The organism is Congregibacter sp., assembly GCF_045107095.1.
Taxonomy (GTDB): domain Bacteria; phylum Pseudomonadota; class Gammaproteobacteria; order Pseudomonadales; family Halieaceae; genus Congregibacter.
The window spans coordinates 39,952-55,355 of record NZ_JBGCFU010000003.1 but is presented as its reverse complement, the minus strand read 5'-3'; the positions used below and the strand labels follow the sequence as shown (position 1 = coordinate 55,355).

The 15,404-nt window shown below is 53.6% G+C and carries 13 protein-coding genes; 6 read left to right on the top strand and 7 right to left on the bottom strand.

Annotated features, from left to right (window positions below; translation table 11 throughout):
* Window positions 1–23: 23 nt before the first annotated feature.
* A complete protein-coding gene (locus tag AB8B76_RS00810; protein WP_405268852.1) occupies window positions 24–1,316 on the top strand; it encodes an amidohydrolase family protein in 1,293 nt (430 codons plus the stop codon).
* A gap of 54 nt (window positions 1,317–1,370) precedes the next feature.
* Here the strand turns inward: AB8B76_RS00810 and AB8B76_RS00805 are convergent, their stop codons facing one another.
* The 5 genes from AB8B76_RS00805 to AB8B76_RS00785 form a co-directional block, all read right to left on the bottom strand.
* Complete coding sequence (locus tag AB8B76_RS00805; RefSeq protein ID WP_405268923.1) at window positions 1,371–2,114, bottom strand: DUF1223 domain-containing protein; 744 nt, start codon at window positions 2,112–2,114, stop codon at window positions 1,371–1,373.
* Window positions 2,115–2,197: 83 nt separating this feature from the next.
* A complete protein-coding gene (locus AB8B76_RS00800; RefSeq protein WP_405268849.1) occupies window positions 2,198–3,679 on the bottom strand; it encodes a sensor histidine kinase in 1,482 nt (493 codons plus the stop codon).
* Window positions 3,676–4,395, bottom strand: coding sequence for a winged helix-turn-helix domain-containing protein (locus AB8B76_RS00795; protein ID WP_405268920.1), 720 nt, complete (start codon window positions 4,393–4,395; stop codon window positions 3,676–3,678). Before AB8B76_RS00795 ends, AB8B76_RS00800 begins: the two co-directional genes overlap by 4 nt.
* Window positions 4,396–4,543: 148 nt before the next feature.
* Window positions 4,544–5,257, bottom strand: a complete 714-nt coding sequence (locus tag AB8B76_RS00790) for a spondin domain-containing protein (RefSeq protein ID WP_405268846.1) — start codon at window positions 5,255–5,257, stop codon at window positions 4,544–4,546.
* A 14-nt stretch (window positions 5,258–5,271) separates the two neighbouring features.
* Entirely contained in the window at window positions 5,272–5,973 is a 702-nt protein-coding gene (locus AB8B76_RS00785; protein WP_405268843.1) for a spondin domain-containing protein, read from the bottom strand.
* 181 nt (window positions 5,974–6,154) lie between these two features.
* Here AB8B76_RS00785 and AB8B76_RS00780 point away from each other — a divergent pair, with 181 nt between their 5' ends.
* Entirely contained in the window at window positions 6,155–9,253 is a 3,099-nt protein-coding gene (locus AB8B76_RS00780; protein WP_405268840.1) for a WD40/YVTN/BNR-like repeat-containing protein, read from the top strand.
* 31 nt (window positions 9,254–9,284) lie between these two features.
* Here the strand turns inward: AB8B76_RS00780 and AB8B76_RS00775 are convergent, their stop codons facing one another.
* Entirely contained in the window at window positions 9,285–10,268 is a 984-nt protein-coding gene (locus AB8B76_RS00775; RefSeq protein ID WP_405268837.1) for an MBL fold metallo-hydrolase, read from the bottom strand.
* Between the two features lie 166 nt (window positions 10,269–10,434).
* Between AB8B76_RS00775 and AB8B76_RS00770 the strand changes: the two genes are divergently transcribed.
* The 4 genes from AB8B76_RS00770 to AB8B76_RS00755 all read left to right on the top strand — a co-directional run bounded on the left by AB8B76_RS00770 (window position 10,435) and on the right by AB8B76_RS00755 (window position 14,632).
* Window positions 10,435–10,776, top strand: coding sequence for a PBPRA1643 family SWIM/SEC-C metal-binding motif protein (locus tag AB8B76_RS00770; protein WP_405268834.1), 342 nt, complete (start codon window positions 10,435–10,437; stop codon window positions 10,774–10,776).
* Between the two features lie 8 nt (window positions 10,777–10,784).
* Window positions 10,785–12,389 carry an amidohydrolase family protein gene (locus AB8B76_RS00765; protein ID WP_405268831.1) on the top strand — a complete coding sequence of 535 codons (1,605 nt, stop codon included), beginning with the start codon at window positions 10,785–10,787 and terminating at the stop codon, window positions 12,387–12,389.
* Entirely contained in the window at window positions 12,389–13,408 is a 1,020-nt protein-coding gene (locus AB8B76_RS00760) for a D-2-hydroxyacid dehydrogenase (protein WP_405268829.1), read from the top strand. The genes AB8B76_RS00765 and AB8B76_RS00760 overlap by 1 nt, the downstream gene beginning before the upstream one ends.
* A gap of 63 nt (window positions 13,409–13,471) precedes the next feature.
* Window positions 13,472–14,632: a DUF819 domain-containing protein gene (locus tag AB8B76_RS00755; RefSeq protein ID WP_405268826.1), complete on the top strand. Its 1,161-nt coding sequence runs from the start codon at window positions 13,472–13,474 to the stop codon at window positions 14,630–14,632.
* Here AB8B76_RS00755 and AB8B76_RS00750 read toward each other — a convergent pair.
* Window positions 14,594–15,379, bottom strand: a complete 786-nt coding sequence (locus AB8B76_RS00750) for a DUF6090 family protein (protein ID WP_405268823.1) — start codon at window positions 15,377–15,379, stop codon at window positions 14,594–14,596. The genes AB8B76_RS00755 and AB8B76_RS00750 overlap by 39 nt on opposite strands.
* Window positions 15,380–15,404 lie beyond the last annotated feature (25 nt).

Below are 15,404 nucleotides of genomic sequence, written 5' to 3'. Positions count from 1 at the left end.
AAACGACGAAAAGGAAAGCAATTATGAGACTAGTAAAGTCGCCTTTCGCAGCACTTCTGCCGCTGCTTTTGACCAGCGCCACATTTTCACTTTCTGCACAGGCTGAGCAACTATTGCTGAGCGCGGACTATATGGTGGATACAGTGACGGGGGAGTTGGTTGCAGATCCTGCTGTGCTGATAACGGATGGCGTGATTGAAGCCGTGGGTGTTCGAGGCAGCATGACCGCCCCTCGTGGCGCTTCGGAAATGTATTTGCAGGGAAAGACGCTTTTACCGGGCTTTATGGATATGCACGTGCACCTCGATTCGTCTGTGGGCGGTGTGTCATTCCTTGAGAGTCGTCTCCAATCTGTCCCCAGGAAAACCGTTAACGCCGTGGCGAACGCCGAGACGACGTTGATGGCAGGATTTACCTCAGTGCGAAATGTCGGCGCCGCTGCTTACTCAGTGATAGCGGTAAGGGATGCTATCAAGGTCGGGGACATAGTTGGTCCACGAGTCTGGGCTGCAGGGCCTTCTTTAGGCATCACCGGTGGACACTGTGATGACAATTACTCGCCGCCCGAACTGGAACAAAAGAAAAAAGGCGTGGCGGATGGGCCTTGGGCCGTGCGGCAAAAAGTTCGTGAGAATATTAAATACGGTGCAGACACCATAAAGTTTTGCGCGACTGGAGGGGTATTTTCTCGGGGCACCAAAGTGGGTGCAATCCAATATTCACTGGAAGAGATGCAGGCGATTGTAAGCGAAACGCACTACCGTGATCTTGTGGTTGCGGCGCATGCTCACGGCACCGAAGGTATCAAGGCCGCGATTATTGCCGGCGTTGATAGCGTCGAACACGCAAGTATTCTGGATGACGAGGCCATCGAGTTGGCCCTCGAACATGGCACTTATCTATCAATGGATATCTACAACACCGAGTACACGTTGGCCATGGGCCGAGAGAATGGTGTTCCCGAAGAAAACCTGCGCAAAGACAAAGAAATAGGGAAAGTTCAACGAGACAGTTTTACCGCGGCAGTAAAAGCAGGTGTGAATATGGTGTTTGGTAGTGACGCCGCTATTTATCCCCATGGACTTAATGCGCGGCAATTCTCTCGCATGGTGAAATTTGGAATGACGGAAGTGCAGGCGCTTCAGGCGGCGACGGTTAATGCTGCCGCATTGATGAAGCGTGACGATCTAGGCGCCATTCGTGAAGGCTTCCTTGCGGATATTGTCGCTGTAAACGGCAATCCCCTCGAGAATATTAGCGTCACGGAGTCAGTGTCTTTTGTTATGAAAGGCGGAGTGGTCTATAAAAATATGTAGAGCGGGCATTTGGGATCAAGCGTTGTTTGGGCAGCGCTAAAACAACAGTGACTTTTAACGGATCCAGCCACCGGTTGCTTGAAGCGGTGCCTGGAGTCCCTCTGCGCTCACCCATACGGCAAGAGCCTTTGCCATTGCCCGAGCTTCGCTTTCTATAGGCAGCGCGACTTCGGCTTTACCATCAGCAGAAACGAGCGGCCGCTCAGCCTTAGCAAGCACCACAAAATCGTTGACCAGACGTTTGCCGCGATTCTCTCCTCTGCGTACCTCGCTGACCTGTTCCATGCTCAGCCACGCCACGTGCACACGATACTCATCAATGCTTACGCTACTGTCTGGGGCGCGATAGCGGACCCGTAGTTCGTTATTGCTCACCACTGCGTGCAGCTCACCGCCTCGACTTGCGGCGGTCGGTATCACTCGGCCTTGTCGCCATCCATGCCATTCTGTTCCACCGGCGACTATCCCGGGGGTGTACACACCGCGGACGACACCTTCACGCGCGTACCGTCTTTGGCGCTGCCCAAAGGACTCTTTCGCGAAGCGATCTGGCCATCCGATCGAGTCCCAGTAGTCCACATGGAAGGCGACAGGCACAAAATCTGTCCACAAGCCTTTATGAGTTTTGAGCCCCGATATCCATCTATCCGCTGGGGGGCAGCTGCTACAGCCTTCAGAAGTGTAGAGCTCTACCAAGGATACTGGTGCAAGCCCGGAACTAAAGCTCTGTTGCGTGTCTGTTTGTGATTGCGCATTCGCGATGGCAGAGCTGAAAGCGAAACAAAAACCGAGGGCCATGGCGATCCAGAACATAGATCGCGCAGACGCATTGCACCTTACGTTTAAAGCGGGGTTACGGTCTGTATGTCTGCGATAGTGTTTCATCGGGCGGGTTGCGGAAGCCAGAAGCTGAACTCTGTCCCGTGACTGTCCTCACTGCGCACAGCTATTTGTGAACGGTGAAGATCGACTATCCGTTTAACGATCGCGAGGCCCAGTCCGGTGCCCCCCATTGCCGAATCAGAGGTTGAATCTGTGTCTCTTTGATAAAAGCGATCAAAGATCCGCGGAATGTCCTGTGAGGCAATTCCATCGCCATTGTCCGAGACTTGAACTTGGACTCTTTGCGCATCATCAGTCACTCGCACGGTGATCGCTCCGCCCTCAGGCGTATGTCGCAAAGCATTGTGAATCAAGTTTTCCAGCAGTCTGTGGATCATCGCGATATCGGCACGCACCTGCAGACTTTCGTTCGCTGCTTCCGTGGTGAGGGTGATTCCCCGTTCCCGAGCAGAGACTTCATGGTCGAGGACGATGTCTTGAATCAACTCCATTACGGGAAAATTCTCCCACTGAGGCTCTACGTTCCCCGATTCCAGTGTCGACAACTCAAACAACTCGCCGATTAATTCGTTCAGGCGCAGAGCATGTTTATGGGCCGTCCTGATGTAGTCTTTCTGTGCACTCGCATCCAGGTCTTTTACCATCAGGGTCTCGAGAAACCCCTGTACGGAACTCACGGGAGTGCGAAGATCATGCGATACGTTGGCAATGAGCTCCCGTCGATTGCGGTCGATCTCCGTCTGTGCATCAAACTGCTGTTCGATGCGCTCACTCATATCCGTGATCGCAGCGCCCAACAGGCCAACTTCATCCTTGGTCGATTGCTGTGAGTCGATATCAATTGCGCCGGTATAGCTATCTTCACGATAGCGACTCACCGCCGAAGCGAGTCGCCGCAGCCTACGCGTCAGCAGAAAGAACAGCAGCAAGCCGCCGATCATCGCAAAGCACAATGCCGCCGCGATCGTTGCGACTCCCGTTTGCAGGTTGTAGCTGTTCGCTAAGGACTGCTGTATGCCGTCGTAGTCTTTTCCGTTAAGTACGGTGTACAGATAGGCAGACACGTCTCCTGCGTCGTCGAGTATGGGAGAAACAGAAAAAATCTTGCTGTCTGTGCTGCTGCGCGGGTCGTCAGCGAAGATAGGAAGCTTACTGCTGTCGCGCATAAAGCGTTTTAAGGGCGCCATATCTACTTGCTGTCGTAACACCGTTCCTTTGGGAAGAGCGTGGGACAGAATACGCCCGTCGATATCCAGTAGATAAACCTCAACAATGGGATTGATGAACATAACGTGATGCGCCAGCTCTTTGAGTGCTACTTCGTTCACTCCTGTAGGGCCGATCAAAGGCATGTCTTCGGCTGCGTGAAGTGCGATGTCACGATTGATGCGCTGAGTTGTTTCCAGGGCATAGAGCTCGCTGGTTCTCGTGCTGATGCCAATTAGAACGCCCCCTACAACAATAAAGAGTAGGCCCGTGGCTAAGGCCAAGCGCAGGTATAAGTGCTGGAAGATCTTCACGGCTCCACCTGAAAACGATAACCCACGCCCCATACGGTGCTTATGTATGAAGGGTTTCCGGGGTCTTCTTCGATTTTGCCGCGTAGGCGATTAATGTGGGTGTTGACTGTGTGCTCGTATCCGTCGTGGCCGTACCCCCAAACCTCGTCGAGGAGCTCCGAGCGCCGGAATACTCGTCCGGGCTGTTTTGCGAAGTGCAAAAGTAAATCAAACTCGCGGGATGTCAGCTCGATACGCTCGCCATTCATGGTGACGCGGTGGGTCCGATCGCATATAGAGAATGGTCCTAGTTCCAGCGGCGGGGCTTGTGTGTTGTTCTCCAGGGAACGAGTCTGCTGACGTGTCATGTCGGCGCGTCGCAGTAAAGCCTTTGCCCGCGCCGTGAGTTCTAGGGGGCTAAAAGGTTTGCTTAGATAATCATCTGCCCCAAGCTCCAGACCCAGGACGCGGTCAAGCTCGCTAGACTTTGCGGTGAGCATAAGAATAGGGGTGATGCTTCCTTGCTCGCGTAATTGGCGACAGATATCCAATCCACCCAATCCAGGCAGCCTCAGGTCGAGAACCATGAGATCCCAGGGCTCGCTGCGGGCAAGTTCCAGTGCATCATCGCCACGATCACAGTGAGTCAATTCAGCATTGAGGTCTTCCAGATGCATGACGATGAGTCGGGCTATGTCTTCGTCATCTTCAACGATGAGAATTCGAGGAAGGGGCATGGTGCTTGCTATGCCGCGGCGATTTGCGTTGACGATAGAGTTTGCGTTGACGGTGGATAGAGGCGCTTCGGTCATAGACAGCTCGGAATCAAGGCGGAACAGTTCTCTTAGAGGACTGTTAGCCGCTCGAGTTCCCAAGCTGTTCACGCTACTGCGTCCGCGTGACGCGAATACGCGCTACGGGGTTGTCGAAGCGGTGAGTCTGATTCAAAACGGAACCCGTCAAGCCGTCATCTGAGGTGACAACGCCACCGTGCATGGTGACTTGATCGGCCAGATCATCGCGAGCGCTATTTAGGCCCTCACCGCCATCGGCGGGTCCCGGGATCGTGCCTGCTGCCTCAGTGTTAGCTTCGGTGCCCGCATCGTAGGCGATGGTGTTAAAAGATAATGTGTCGCCTACCGCCATTTGAGAGATGTCGATGCTGTTTAGGCCAGTGATCGCATCATTCGTGTTAACCAACATAGTTGAGACGGAGAGACGGATACCCGATGTGTCATCCCCTTCGATTTCCAAAGACAGCACGTCGCTGGCACCGGGTCCTACGGGTGCGTCTCCGCTAGCGGTTACTGCATCACTAAACTCATTCAAAAGCTCGCTGTTGTCGCCGCCTTCAGCAAGAAGCTCCAAACCCGCGGATGCTGGTTGACCAATGGTAAACACGCGCTGACTGTCTTCATGAAGCATTACGGCTAGTGGGGACAGCGGCTGCCCGATGGTCAGGTTCACGACGCTCACTTCAAAGCTGGCATTTGTTACGGGTGCCGGCGTGGATTCTGGCGGGGGAGGTGTGGTGATGCCACCACTATCTCCACAGGCAGCGAGTACACTTGTAATGAGCGACAGGTATAAATATCTCATGGTCCGGGTACTCCTCAGTTAACTGTCACAACAACGCGAACTACAGGGTTCAGCCAGCGATGCACGGTGTTGTCGATATCGCTGTTGCCACCACTTAAGTTGTCGTCCCCAAGGACATTGCGATGAATGTGCACGAAGCCTTCAGCTGTCGCGGCAATACCGGTACCACCGGTGCCGCTGGCCGCCAGTACGGGAGGGGGAGCGGGGTACCCGGGTTCGCCCGGCGCACCGCTACCAACCACCTCATCGTTACCTTCCGTACCAGAGTCATAGGCGTTAACACCGTATACATAGCGCCCGGGTTCCGTGGGTATCTCGATAGCATTGAGGCCCATAAAGCCGTCGTTGCTGGGCAGAATCATCGCCACGATGGACAAGCGAGTGTTGTCCGGGGCGTTATCGGTATTGAGCATGGCAGTGGTGCGCTGACCGGGTGCCAGAAGACCTTCCGCCGGGTTGCTTACAACGGTGGCGTTGATAGCCTCAACATCAGCTACCAGAGCGGAGATGTCGCCACCCTCGGCCATAGCCTGAAGGCTGGCGCTCGCAGCCTCTCCGCTGGTGAACAGACTCGCGTTAGGGGCGTGAGCCGCTACGAGCAGCGGAGTGAAGTAGCTTCCCCGCGTGAGGTTTATGATTTCAACGTCGAACTGGGCAGCGCCTGCCGGGGCGATTGATGTGGCCAGTAAAGCGAGTGATGCAAAGGTCTTTTTCATGATGGGGACTCCAGTGGTGTTTTGGAGCCGCTAGTGTTGCGTTGAGCAGGGCCTGGAGTTATCACAAAAGTCTCACGTTTTGTTTACATGTTTGTCTCGCTACTTTTTACTGCTGCCTCGTCACGACTGTTGAGCTCTGGGGTATGCTAGCGACAGTTCACTGGCTAGCGATGATCACCTTATGAAGAATGCAACTCTGATTTGCTTGCTGTCGGCTCTGATGCTGGCACTCTCAGTCACAACTTCTGCGCAAGAAGCGAGTTTTGACCAGAACGTTATTACGGGCATGGAGTGGCGAAACATCGGCCCAAATCGAGGTGGCCGCTCTCTGGGAATTTCCGGAAGTCCGGGTAGAAAGAATGAGTACTATTTTGGCGCGGTGGGTGGCGGACTTTGGAAGACCGTCGACGGCGGCCTGAACTGGAATCCTGTGACTGATGGTCAGCTGACCAGTTCCTCTGTAGGCGCTGTTGCGGTTGCTGAGACTAACCCTGACGTTGTGTACATCGGCACGGGCGAAACCCAGCTTCGCGGCAACATTATGCAGGGCGACGGGGTATATAAATCTGTCGACGCTGGCGAGACCTGGGAGAACGTAGGGCTCAAAGATACTCAGGCTATCGCCAGAGTCCGCGTGCATCCGACGGATCCCGATACGGTTTACGTTGCGGCCCTCGGTCACCCTTATGGCGCTAACAAAGAGCGTGGCGTGTTTCGTAGTAAAGACGGTGGCGCTTCCTGGAAAAAGGTCCTTTACCTTAGTGACAAAGCGGGCGCGGCAGATCTGATCATAGATCGTCGAAACCCCGATACGCTTTATGCAACGATCTGGCAGGTGTATCGCACGCCTTGGAAAATGTGGGGAGGTGCGGGTGATAGCGGCCTGTTTAAATCCACGGACGGAGGTGATACCTGGGAAGAGTTAACGGATAACCCCGGTATGGCCGAGGCTCCTGTCGGCAAAATAGGCATTACAGTTTCACCAGTAGACTCTGATCGGCTGTGGGCGATCGTCGAGTCCGCAGAAGGCGGGGTGTTTCGTTCAGATGATGCCGGCGCGACCTGGTCACGCACCAACAGCGAAAGAAAGCTTCGTCAGCGCGCCTTTTACTACAGCCGCATCTACGCAGACCCTAAAGATGCAGATACTGTTTATGCGTTAAATACCGGCTTCTATAAATCAACAGATGGGGGAGAGACCTTTGAGACGACCATCAAGGTCCCTCACGGTGACAATCACGATCTTTGGATTGACCCCAGCAACCCTTTGAGAATGGCTAACTCAAATGATGGAGGTGGGAACATCTCCATCAATGGTGGCGAGTCGTGGACGGATCAAAACTTCCCGACCTCGCAGCTCTACCACATCATGGTAACCAGTGACTTTCCTTATCATGTTTGCGGTGCCCAGCAAGACAACTCCACGCTATGCATACCGAACGAGGGCTGGGACTTTAAACAGGCACGAGGACCCTCGCAGGAGTACTACTACCCTGCTGGAGGTGGTGAAAGTGGCTACATCGCTCAGCATCCCGATAAACCCGATTGGTTCTACGCGGGTAGTCAGGGTGCGCTGTTGACCAAGTTCAATCGCGCGACGGGTTACCAGCGGGACGTGCAGGTCTTCCCCCGCTTTTTTTCGGGCGAGCCTGCTAGTGCGCTGCCTGAGCGATGGCAGTGGACTTTTCCGATTGTGTTTTCTCCCGTGGACTCGAGCCGGCTTTACACAACGTCCCAGCATGTATGGATTAGCGAAGATGAGGGGCAGAGCTGGTCAAAGATGAGCCCTGACCTTACTTATGCTGAACCCGAGACTATGGGTAAAACCGGCGGCGTAATTACCAATGATATGAATGGCCCGGAGATCTACGCCACAGTGTTTGCCTTGGAGCCCTCGCAGCACGACGTGGATACTATCTGGGCAGGATCCGATGACGGTCTGATGCATATCACGCGCAACCACGGTGAATCCTGGGAAAACATTACCCCCAAAGACCTGCCTAAACACTCGCGTATCAGCATCATCGATGAGTCGGCGCATTCGCCTGGCACCGCATACATCGCGGTGAAGCGTTATCAGATGGACGACCGCAAGCCCTACATCTGGAAGACGGATGATTACGGCAAGTCCTGGACGAAGATCGTCAAAGGCATTCGCAAAGACGACTTCATCCATGTGGTTAGAGAGGATCCGTTCAAAGCCGGATTGTTGTTTGCCGGTGGTGAGCACGCGGTCTACGTGTCCTTTGACGACGGTGAAAACTGGCACTCCTTGCAGCTCAACATGCCTGACACACAAACCGCTGACCTGCATGTAACCGAGAAAGATCTAGTGGTGGGGACTCATGGTCGATCAATCTACGTGCTAGACGATATTGCTCCCCTTAGAGAATATTCCTCGGAGATCGCGGCGGCCAAGTTCCATTTGTTTGAGCCCTTGTACGCGGTGCGCCGGGTTCAGGAAGCTTCAATCCAATATTACCTGGCCGAAGAAGCTGAGGAGGTTCGCATCTCGGTGATTGACAGCCAGGGCAATGTCATCGTCGAAAAAACCGGCACGGAACCCGAGCTGGAAGAGGTCGATGACCCCTATGCTCAGTGGTATGGCGCGCTACCCAAAGACCCGACAACCGCAAAAGGGCTCAACGTCTGGTCCTGGAACAATCGTTATGCCGGTGCTGCAGATTTTGAGGGCATGATCATTTGGTCCGGCCGTCCGCAATTGGGTCCTATCGCTCCTCCCGGTGAGTACACGGTGACCATGACGGTTGATGGCGACACGCAAAGCGCGACCTTTATGCTCAAGTCCGATCCTCGCTTTGATGTGCCCGAGGCCGACATTCAGGAGCAGTTCGCATTCGCCATGCAGATCCGAGACGCGACGGATGCCGCTAACAAAGGAGTAATCCGCATTCGTGAGCTGAAAACCCAGCTCGAAGATCAGTTGGGTGAGGCACCCTCAAAGAGCCTCGCAAGAGCTGCCGAGAAGTTTACCGATAAGTTGAGTGCCGTAGAGGGAGAGTTGTATCAGGTTAAGAACGTGAGTCCACAAGATCCGCTCAACTTCCCGATAAAGCTCAATAACCGTCTCGCCTACCTGCAAAAGAGTACCGAGAGTGGCGACGGTCGTCCCACGCAAGGTCAGCTTGATGTTTTTGCACTACTGAAAGACGAACTGGATAGCTTGCTTGCAGATCTGGACGAAACGATCAGTAAAGACCTACCCAAGCTCAATAAGGCACTCGAGAAAGACGGCCTGGAGAGCTTGGGAGATGACTGATTTCGCCTTTTATAGAGCTCGTTGATAGAGCCTAGGGGATAACGATAGGCTCCAGATGCACGGGCAGTATCACCCGCGAGTCGGGTGATACTTGTTTTGCGGTTTCGACGAAGGGAACAAGGTTTCGTTTTACGTTGGCCTCCTGAGAGAAACCATAAGGCAGTCGAAAGTTGTCCCAGTGCGTAGGAATCACGATCGGTGGAAAGTCGGTGGATTCGAGTAGGCGACGGTCGTAGTCATAAAGACCGAGACGAGAGCCGTTGATTCCCGCAAGGAGAATGTCAGGTTTAAGACCTTCGAATTCTCGCTCGATGAAGTTCATAGACCCCATGGTTAATATGCTGCGGCCGGCCAGTCTTACGAAGAAGCTCAACGCGCCACCCTCAATAAACTGCTCAATACGCAGGGGCGCCTGCAGGTGGGTGCTTCGATCGTAGGTCCTGTTGTCGATATAGTGTTTCTGGTTAAGGGCCGAGTGCAGACCGGGTACGACTCGTACGCTAAAGCCATCGAACAGATAGTCCTCTCCTCCTTTGACTGGGTAGAGCTGTTCGTCTGGAATCCCGTATGCCTTGAGGATCATGATGACCGTTTCGGTGCCCACGACTTTTGCGCCGGTCTTTTTGGCGATGTACGGCACATCGCCCAGGTGATCAAAGTGCCCGTGCTGCATCAAAATATAGTCGGCTTCAGGGATGAGCTTGTCGACAAGGTCTTTATCCAAAGGTGCTTGATCGGTGCGCCTGTAGATTGGCCGTTCATCGTCGGGGTGCCCGGCGCCGCCGTACTGGACCCGTGATGGCCATGGGTCCACAAGAATGATTGTCTCACCGTCAGTGATTCGCCAGCCTGCGGCGCCAAAGTAGGTCATTTCTAAAGGAGGCTGTTCTTGCGCTATCGCGAGTGCTGAAGCCATGATCGTCAGTAACACGGCGAAAAAACGGGAACGGATTCTAGGGAAGTCGATCATGGGAACCTCTGAAGCAAGGGGTGGGTCAAGACACAGATCTGACATTAGCACCGACAAATCCTTAATGGCATCTGTATTTATCTGGTGTGGCACAACGGGGTGCGGCTTAAGAGTAAGAGTAAGAGTACTCTGAGGGATTCATGCTTTAATGATCACCCTCCGAGCGCTTCTTTTGCGCTCTCGGATCTACGATTTTCAGTAAGGACACGGCATGTCAGATAAGTTTTTCTTCAAGGGTCGTCAGGATGCCCGTCAGGACTATGCGGGAGGGTCTTATCAAGCGAAGGTTGGTAATACTGCCGGCAGCGAAAAGTATCCTCTGGAATTAGTCGTGACCAGTGCGGCGCGACAAGCTGAAGTGCAGACCCTCGTGGACGATGCAAAGCTCCATGCACACATCACCGTCGATACTAGTGATGATGCTGAGGAGTCGATCAAAGAGCTCACGGCCCTTTTGAACAAAGGACCTACCGTGACTGTTGAAAAGACCCCTGCGCGAAATGAACCCTGTAGCTGCGGTAGCGGCAAGAAGTATAAGAAGTGCTGCGGATGAGATATCTCATGTCTTCGATAAGAGCGCCACTACTTGCGATCCTTGCAATACTGTCCTTCGTCCACAGTGCTTACGCTCAAGATGGCTTTGATCTTATTGTTGCGGGCGGACGGATTGTTGATGGCTCAGGCAATCCTTGGTACGAGGCTGATGTCGGCATTGTCGGCGACCGCATTGTCCGCATTGGCGATCTGAACTCCTTTACTGCGAAACGCAGAATTGACGCGACGGGACTTACCGTCGCGCCGGGCTTTATCGATCCGCACACGCATGCGCTACCGGGTGTTTTTGACGTGCCCAACGCGGAAAGTTCGCTGTTGCAAGGAGTCACTACCCTTACTGATGGTAATGACGGAAACTCACCGTTTCCCATCGATGAGCACTATGCGGAGATCGCTGCGCATAAGATCAGCCCTAACTGGGCGGTTTTTGTGGGCCAGGGCACGATCCGCGATGCCGTCATAGGTAAAGACGATCGTAAGGCAACACCGGCAGAAATGTCGCGAATGAAGCAGATGGTCCGGGAGGCTATGGAGCAGGGTGCTCTGGGTATTTCCACGGGACTTTTCTATGTGCCTGGGAGCTTTACTCCTACAGAGGAAGTTATCGAGCTCTCCCGCATCGCAGCGGAGTACGACGGCATCTACATCTCGCACATGCGAGAAGAGGCTGCTGAGATCATCGAGTCGGTGAACGAAACCATCCGCATTGGTGTAGAAGCTGATATCCCCGTTCAGATAACGCACCATAAAGTCATCGGCGCAAAAAACTGGGGCTTATCAAAGGACACTCTACGCCTGGTGGATGAAGCACGGGCTGACGGCATTGATGTCACTATTGATCAGTACCCGTATACGGCGTCGCAAACCTACATCACTGCGTTGATTCCCCAATGGGCCCAGGCGGGAGGGAGAGAGCAACTGCTTGCACGGATTAATGACCCTACAATTCAGTTAGAAGTTAAAGCGGCGGTTGTCGACAAGATTTTGTTTGACCGAGGCGGCGGTCATCCAAAAAACGTGTTCATCTCTCGCTGCACATGGAATCCGGACCTGGAAGGTAAAAGCCTTGCAGAACTCGCTGAGGCGAGGGGCTTGGCGCCGACGCCAGAAAATGCTGCGGAGGTTGTCTTCGATATTATTCGTGGGGGTGGTGCTATAGCGGTCTATCACGCTATTGGTGCAGAAGATGTTGAGCGCATCATGCAGCACCCGGCGAGTGCGATTGGCTCTGATGGTCAGGTAGTCGTGTTTGGCCAAGGCGCTGCCCATCCACGTCAGTATGGCTCTTTTGCACGAGTATTGGGGTACTACGTCCGGGAGCGGCAGGTGATCAGTCTCGAGGAGGCTGTGCGCAAAATGAGCAGTGCGTCAGCCCTCCGACTGGGGATACGTGACCGCGGGTTTATTAACACTGGATATTTCGCCGACATTGCGATTTTTAATGCGGATGAAGTTATCGACAAGGCGACCTTTGAGAACCCCCATCAGTATGCCGTTGGCATGAAGTATGTTCTGGTGAACGGTGAGATAGTTGTGGAGGAGGGGAGTCATACCGGTCGACGTCCCGGACGGGTCTTGTATGGCCCGGGTTATGTGGGGCAGTCAAATTAATGCCTGTCCGAATACTCATTACCAGTTATCTGGAGCCAGAGTACGTCGAGCAAATTCGAGAGGTCGACTCTAGTCTTGAGGTGATTTACGAGCCTGCTCTTATTGCAAAGCCTCGTTACCCTGCTGACCACAAGGGCGAAGCCTTTGAACGGTCCGCACAGCAAGAAGAGCTGTGGCAAAAGCTCCTCGCGGATGCAGAGATCATCTTTGATTTTGATCAGACGCACCTTGATGATCTGCCAGAGCTCGCTGGCAACGCCAAATGGCTGCAAACAACCAGCTCGGGCGTTGCACGTTTTATTTCTGAGCGCGGCTATGACAAACGTATGCCCAATACGGTGTTTACCAATGCTGCGGGAATCCACGCTCAGCCGTTGGCCGAGTTTTGCTTCATGGTCATGACGATCTTCAACAAGGGCTTTCTCAGATTGATGGGCGAGCAAAAGGCGCAGCGCTGGGAGCGTTACGCTGGCTTTGATTTAAGCAACCGAACACTCGTCATCGTGGGCCTTGGGAAGGTCGGTGAGGAAGTAGCACGACTAGCCAAGCAGTTTCGGATGAATGTCATTGGTATAAAGAGGTCAACGAGCCACGCTGACCTCGACGCGCTGAACGTTGACGAGCTTTATACACCCGACGTCTTGAATGAGGTTTTACCTCGAGCCGAGTTTTTGGTGTTGATTGCGCCACATACCGCCGAGACGGAGAACATGATGGGCGAAGAGCAGTTTGCCTTGATGCCGAGCGGTGCGGTGTTAGTTAACATTGGCAGGGGTGCTCTGATCGATGAGCCTGCCTTGCTTGCATCGCTGGAGAGTGGGCATCTGCGAGGAGCAGGTTTGGATGTATTCAAAACTGAGCCCTTGCCACAGGGCAGCCCCCTTTGGGATATGCCCAATGTAATCGTCAGTCCTCATTCGGCCAGTACTACTAACAACGAGAACCAGTTGATCACCGATTTGTTTTGCCAAAATTTGCGGCTGTATCTTGCGGGCAAGCCTCTGATTAACGTGGTGTAAATGCCTGTAGCCACTTAGCGGTTTGGAACTTGAGAAGCCACCATAACGGTAGAGGACTAACCCATGTTTGAGCCGACCTCGGATAAAACAGCCATCGTTTTGATTCTGGTGCTGACGGTCCTCTGCGCGATCTGGCTCGAGAAGAACACCAAGATCTTCAAGAAGATCGGCGCCGCTGCGCTGAGTATTCTTATAGGCATGCTGTTGTCTAACGTTGGCGTCATCCCGGGGGAGTCGGTGGTTTACGACTTCTTTCGAGGGCCGGGTGTTCTGGCGGGCATTACGCTGTTTCTGTTAACCGTGGATTTAGCTTCGATAAGGCAGGCCGGTGGCCCGATGCTCAAAGCCTTTTTGCTTGGCGCGTGTGGCGCAGCCCTTGGGGGCGCTGCAATGGGCTTTATGTTTGCAGATGCCATAGGTCCGGACACCTGGAAGCTCTCCGGGCAGTTCGCAGCTACTTACATTGGTGGTGGAGTGAATTTCGCCGCAGTGGGGCAGGCCCTGGACACGTCGAGCGAATACTTTACGGCAGGTGTTGCCGCCGATGTGATCGTTACCGCTATTTGGCTGATTGCCTGCATCACGATTCCCGAGTTTTTTGGGAAGCGAGATCCGCAGCTCGTATCTTCGACCATGGGTGAGCCTGCGGAGGAAGCGGGCGGGTCAACCGCCATCGGGAGCCTACTTTATTCCAGCGGCACGCCGATTACGTTGCGTGATCTGGCTTTGCTGATGTCGATCGTCATGGGGTGTATGTGGTTATCAAGGCTGGTTAGTAATTGGCTACCAGTCATTCCTATGATCATTTGGCTCACGACCTTGGTATTGATTCTTGCGCAATTCCAGGTTGTGAAGAAACTATCTGGCGCGCTCGTGTTGGGCAACTATCTGTTGTTGTTGTTCTTAGCCACCAATGGAGCGGTGTCGGTTATCGCGAAGATTATTGAAATAGGCCCTGCCATTTTCTACTTTGCCTTGGGCACGGTGCTTGTTCACGGAGTCATCATTTTTGGCGTTGGCATTATGCTCAAAATAGACTCGACGGTGATTGCCATCGCTTCTCAAGCAAATATAGGCGGAGCGTCTTCCGCTATGGCGATTGCGGGAGCGAGGGGCGTGCCTAACTTAATCCTGCCGGGGATTGCCGTTGGTTTGCTGGGAACGGCTTTAGGCAACTATGTTGGTTTATTGCTCGCGAACGTGATGAAAGTTCTCATCGGCTAGCTCATTGGCCACCGCGTCCAGAGCTTCATTAGCTGCTTCGTTCCGTTGGGGTAGGGTGATCTTTACTAGCGTCAAATTGCTGATCCAAAACGTCAGCGCGCGTTTTACCTGTTCTTCCCCTTGAAGTTGTTCGATGATGGAGCGAGCCCTGCTTTCGGATATCGGCGAGGCGCAATTCACGCTATAGGACTCGAAACGACCATCAACGGAGAAGCACTCGGTCCAAATGTATTGCTGAACTTTGGGTGGAATCATTGAGCGTACAAACTCACGGTAGGCAGGCAGCTCTGTCGTGAGCACACTCTGTTGTCCGACGATATCGTAGTACCTATCGATTTCCGCTTTAAGTGCCGAGCTTGTAGGAAGGCCGGCGAGCTTCATTTCTTCGTAGGTTTCTCGTCTTACGCTCGCGTTTAGCCATTGGGAAGCATGGAACAGCTCTAGCAAACGCCGCCAGCATGTAGTTTCTTCGCAGCCGTCGGCTTCCAGCGTTCCTACTCCTCGAAGCCCAAATTCTTCAACGGCCTGAAATCCATCTAAGATGAGTTGGTATTCAACGATATCGGTTTGAAGATCTCTCTGTAAGGCAGCGAGGAATGCTAATTCCTCGGCACGCTCTTTCTGGCGCTCGTTGTAGCGATCAACCTCGAGGGCGACGAGTACACCCAATACAACAAGGAAAAACTCTACGGTCACGGTTACCCAGTCCTGAGAGCGCAGCGCCTGAGCGATTCGTTGAATAATCATATGTGTTGCCAAGCAGTGAACAATC